The organism is Ruegeria sp. YKSF57 (assembly GCF_059612585.1).
Window position 1 is genome coordinate 1 of record NZ_JBXWQW010000098.1, and the last position, 5236, is coordinate 5236.

General features: G+C 58.0%; 4 protein-coding genes. 3 read left to right on the forward strand and 1 reads right to left on the reverse strand.

Annotation, left to right across the window (positions count from 1 at the left end; translation table 11 throughout):
• A partial coding sequence (locus AC2FLX_RS21805; RefSeq protein ID WP_496875559.1) for an adenylate/guanylate cyclase domain-containing protein occupies positions 1–807 on the forward strand: 807 nt, incomplete at its 5' end.
• Positions 808–952: 145 nt separating this feature from the next.
• Here the strand turns inward: AC2FLX_RS21805 and AC2FLX_RS21810 are convergent.
• Positions 953–2863, reverse strand: a complete 1911-nt coding sequence (locus tag AC2FLX_RS21810) for a DUF3604 domain-containing protein (RefSeq protein ID WP_496811159.1) — start codon at positions 2861–2863, stop codon at positions 953–955.
• Between the two features lie 375 nt (positions 2864–3238).
• Between AC2FLX_RS21810 and AC2FLX_RS21815 the strand changes: the two genes are divergently transcribed.
• Both AC2FLX_RS21815 and AC2FLX_RS21820 read left to right on the forward strand, forming a co-directional pair.
• Complete coding sequence (locus tag AC2FLX_RS21815; protein ID WP_496811158.1) at positions 3239–4069, forward strand: peptidyl-prolyl cis-trans isomerase; 831 nt, start codon at positions 3239–3241, stop codon at positions 4067–4069.
• Positions 4066–5064: a HupE/UreJ family protein gene (locus AC2FLX_RS21820; RefSeq protein ID WP_496748319.1), complete on the forward strand. Its 999-nt coding sequence runs from the start codon at positions 4066–4068 to the stop codon at positions 5062–5064. Before AC2FLX_RS21815 ends, AC2FLX_RS21820 begins: the two co-directional genes overlap by 4 nt.
• Positions 5065–5236 lie beyond the last annotated feature (172 nt).

A 5236-nucleotide genomic window follows, 5' to 3' on the forward strand; every position in this document is an offset into this window, starting at 1 on the left:
TTCTTTTCCCCGAACCTTGCCGAACAATTGGCAAGGACAGGGAACGAAGCTGATTTTTCCGGGAAATGGCGGGAGGTTTCCGTCCTGTTTACCGATATCGCCTCATTCACTAGTTTGGCCGAAACACTTGAGCCCGTTCAACTGGAAACCCTTTTGAATGAATATCTTACGGGTATGACCGACATCGTTTTCGCTCATGAAGGGACGGTCACAAAGATCGTCGGTGATGCCATGCACATTCTTTTCGGTGCCCCGGGCGATCAACCCGATCACGCCGACCGGGCCGTGGCCTGCGCTCTGGCGCTGGACCACAAAGCGGAACGGTTTCGCGAAGCCTGGGAAGGGAAAGGGATATTGGTCGGCGCCACAAGAATTGGCGCTCACACCGGGCCCGCAATTGTGGGAAACTTTGGCGGTGAAAGGTTCTTCGACTACACCGCATATGGAGATACGGTAAACGTCGCTGCCCGTTTGGAACAAGCCAACAAAACACTCGGAACCAGAATTTGCGTAAGCGCAGGTCTGGCGGAACGGGCGCGAAACTTCGAAGGCAGACCTATCGGCAGCCTTGCACTTAGGGGGCGCTCAGACATTGTGGACGCGTTCGAAGCATTGGCCAAAGACCAATGGAATTGCACAGGCACACGCGACTATTTGATGGCATTTTCTATGCTGGAGGCGGGAAATGCAGAAGCACTACCTGCCTTTGCAGCGCTGGTTGGAAGTCGCTCATGTGATCAACTTGCAAGCTTTCACCTAAAGCGTTTGCTTAACGGTGAATCGGGGGTTCGTATCGAGCTGACCTGAGGCGCCCCTTCGCCCATGTCTTAAGGAAACCGATTGAAGCGTGCCCGGCAGATTCCTGGCGTTTTGCGACAATGGATCCGAACCTGTTCCGCAATTTTCAAACCATCTCTGAAGTCATCCGGCAGACACCAACCGTCGGCTTTCATCAGCCCTGCGGTGTGTACCAGATGGGAGAGGTGTAGGCACGCTCCTGTTGCGATGTGGGAGCCCCGTCGGGGATCTCGATCCCGTAACGGAAAGCATCGTAGACATACCAAGGCGGCGTCGGGATCTCCACCACGCGGACATAGTAGAAGGCCGGACGTGACGGATCAAAATCAGGGTCGGTCCACACCTTTGCAAGCTCCGAGGCACCGATCGTGTTGTTCCAGCTTGCAGACGCGACATCGACCGTGTCGCCCACAGCGGGAACCTTTCCGTCGGCACCGGCCTGGCGGTCGCCCGACCAGGCAACGTCATAGACCGTTTCGTCCGTCGTGCCATCCGCGTTCAGCCAGCCCTTCACGATCTGCACCCTGTCGAGATTGGCGCCAATCGGGTCTCGCAAGGCCGCTACCATGAAGGTCGGCGCCGTGGCGCCTTCGGGCGCGGCCATTAGGTCGGCGCCCATGGGTACTCCCTTGGCATAGCCGACCGTCGAGGGAATGCGCGAGTTCAGGTCGGACGCGACAAAATCCCAGCCACCGAAGAACCGTACTGCGATGCGTGGCCCGGTCGTTGCGTAGATCTCCTTGCGGGCCATGGCGTCGAAGATGCTTTCGCGCGTATTTTCTTCTGCCCAGACCGCGGTGAGGCCCGAGGCCAGCATTTGCCATGCGAAGAGTTCACCATTCTCATTCTTCATGAACGGATGCTGCAAGCGTTCGGCCGACGGTTCGTACCCGGTGTGTTTACCGAAAAAGTTTTCCTCTTCGGCCGTGACAAGACCGGTATGGCTGTCAGTTGCGCCGCTCAGGCCGAACTTATATGGGTTGGTGCCGAATTTTGCCTCTAGGGCCAACCCGGTTTTTAACCCTTCACGAGCGTATTCCCGTGCAAGCATGTCATTGGTCTTGGCTTCTGACAGGTCAAGGTTACCAACATCCCAGTTGTAGAAATCCGCAAACTCGTCGTTGGGACTCAGGAAAGGGTGCGCCTCGCCATCACCCTTTATTTGAGTGATCTCATAAAGGGGTTCCCACCTTGCGCGCGCGTCAACATATTCCTGCGTAACCGCAGAACCGTCAAAGCGGGTGTCCACAGGGAACATGACGCCATTGGAAAGATTGCCGTTATGTGCAAGCGCAAGCGCGGCACCATTGGTCTTGTCTTCATAGGCGTCGAGATACGCGTAAAGATCCATAGGGTCAGGGCTGCCCCATGGCGGCGTCATCACCATCGGCACGACCTGCCCGACGCGCGCCGGGCCGTCGCGGAAGATGACGTTGCGGTGCAAATTGTTGCCAGCGACAAGAGACGTCCATTCGAACCCGAGCATCGGAGTGAAGACGCCGGGATCGTAAAACCGTTCGGCGGTGCGCAGGTTGTCTGACCAGATTGTCGCGAAACGCCGGGCCCCGGGCATGTAGTTGTTGAAGAGATCGACATCGATTGCCCCCTGCGACACCGTTCCGATCAGGTCCAGCGCGGTTTCCACTGCGGTTTGTCCACCTGCGCGGAAGCCTTCGGACCAGCGCCGCCCCTGTTCGTAACGCGTCACCGACGGGTTGCCAGCCAAGGCGTCAATGATCATGCCCATGCCGTCTGAATGATCGGTGATCGCCAGCCAGTCGAGCGGGCGCGACAGGCGCACGGGCTGACCTGATGAAGCGGTCACCTCCTCACCACGGGCAAAGCGGTAAGCGTCTTCGTGGGTCAGGCGCGCGCCGAAGCCGCCTGCGTCCATCGACTGACCAGTATGCAGGTGCGTGTCCCCCCAAAGCGGTCGTTCCGGAAAGCTGCGCCCGGCATAGGGCGAGTAGGCCGGGGCGGGGTAGGAATCGGCAAGCTGATCGGGTGAAGGCGTCCATTCCTGCGCAGCGGAGGGCAAGGCCCCAGACAAAAACGCCGTCGTCATCAAGATTGCCGCTTTTCTGGGGGAGTTTGGCCGATACAAATTCATGAAACGCTTTCCTATTAGTTTCTGTCCGGATGTGTCCGACAAAAAGGCCTGAGCAGCAGTAGGAAAGATGCATCCCTTCTACGCCACCCAATGACAATCGTAGGCTTCAATGATCGTAACTTAGCAGAATCGAACACTTATTCAAATTGGAATATGATCGCGGGTCGAAACCGCATCGAGGCACATGGTTAAACCACGGTTTCCATTTGTTCGGACGAGTCTCGCCAGCCATCCAACCTCATAGGACTTGTACTGGTCGCGGAAAGCCTTGCAATTTCGTTGCTTAGCAGAAAGCCTAGCGGATAAACGACCCTTTTGAATGCAACCCAGATGACTCCGCGAAATTTTTTCTTTTCTCCCCTCATCCATTTCTTTGTGATCGGTGCGCTGATTTTTGTCGGCTACGGGGTGGTCGAGGACGATGCAACTGCCCCTGCGATTGATGCCATTGTTCTGACAAAGACCGACGCCGACCGTCTGGTGCAAAATTTTACCGCAACCTGGAACCGCGCACCGACAGCAACAGAACTCGACCACCTGATGCGGTCCTGGGCCCTGGAAGAGGTTAATGTCCGCGAGGCGCTGGCCCTCGGGCTGGACCGGGGGGACGCAGTGATCCGACAACGGCTGCACCAAAAGATGCGCTATCTGGCGGAATCAGGCGCTGCCGCTTTGGAACCCGACGGCGTCACGCTCCAGGCCTATCTGGACAACAACGCGGACCGGTTCACGCGATCAGCGCGCTTTACCTTTGAGCACATCATCCTGCCACCGGAAAGCGAGGCTTCAGAGGTTCTCGCCTTGCTAGACAGCGGCGCTGACCCGTGGACATTAGGGGCTGCAAGCCTTTTGCCGCCAAGTCTGTCGATGTCGCCCGCACCGGTGATCGACCGGACGTTCGGAGATGGGTTTCACGTGGCCCTCGAGGACATGCCCATCGGAGAATGGCACGGCCCGGTTCAAAGCGGGTACGGCCTGCACTTGGTACGAGTGATTGACAGGGAGGACGCGGCGCTACCGCCGCTGCCGGACATCCGGGACCGCGTCAAAGCAGAATGGCTTGCCGAAAGAATGAAGGAAATGAGCGAGGCTTTCGGTCAGGCACTTCTGGATCGTTACCCGGTCAGCCTGCCCGATGCCGATACGGTGCTGAGCCAATGACCCGACTCCTGTCCGCCCTGATTGTTGTCCTAGCCACCTGTTTGCCGGGTTCCGCTTCGGCCCACGCACTCGATCCCGGGTATCTTGAGCTTGCCTCGCTCGGGCAGGAGCGCTGGCGCGTAACCTGGCGCACACCAGATGTGAAAGGTCGGCCGATGCCAATCGAGGCGCGCCTACCAGAGAATTGCTCGCACGAGCCACCTGCAGAGCCGATCTTCGATGGGCGGGCCTGGACAACGGCTTGGGTCACGACCTGCCCAGGCGGACTGAATGGCGGTGTAATCGAAATCGCCGGCCTCGACCAGACCCGCACGGAAACCTTGGTTCGGTATGAACTGGAACCCGGTCGGACGCAGGTCTATCGCCTCACGCCCTCCGAAACCGCGTTTGAAGTGCCGGAGAACCAGGGGGTTCTCGACATCATTACCAGCTACGTTGCGCTTGGGGTGACGCACATTCTGGAGGGCGTTGATCACCTGTTGTTCGTTTTTGCTCTTGTGCTGTTGATCCCAGGGCGCGGGCGACTGTTCTGGGCGATTACGGCATTCACGATTGCCCACAGTGTAACCCTGGCCGCGGCGACGCTCGGTTGGCTGAACATCCCGTCGCCACCTGTCGAAGCAGTGATCGCGCTCTCGATTGTGTTTCTCGCTTTCGAGTTGTCGCAACGACCGGAAGAGCGCGATCCACTGACGATGCGCTTCCCATGGGCGGTTTCCTTTACCTTCGGCTTGATTCACGGATTGGGTTTCGCCGGGGCCCTGCGGGAAATCGGCCTGCCCGAAGGCGATATTCCGGTGGCTCTGTTTGCCTTCAATATCGGCGTGGAACTCGGCCAGATTTTGTTTGTCGCTGTGGTACTGGCAGTTGGCTTCGCGGTCCAACAGGCCTATCCGGCAATCAAAGACCGAGCAGGACAGCTTGAGCGCGTAGCCAGCTACGGCATCGGGAGCTTGGCCGCGTTTTGGGTCATCGACCGGATTGCAGGGTTCTAAATGCGATTTGAAGTAGTCGGGGCTCTGATGATGTGACCGGATCAAAAGCGGACTCGCAAGCACTAGCAACTGTATTTCTCAGGCGGTCTGAGCCGACCAGTTTTGCCGAGATTTTAGGAGTGCGTTCGCGATTGTAACGAGCTTTCTAGCGACTGCTGTGATGATGACTTTG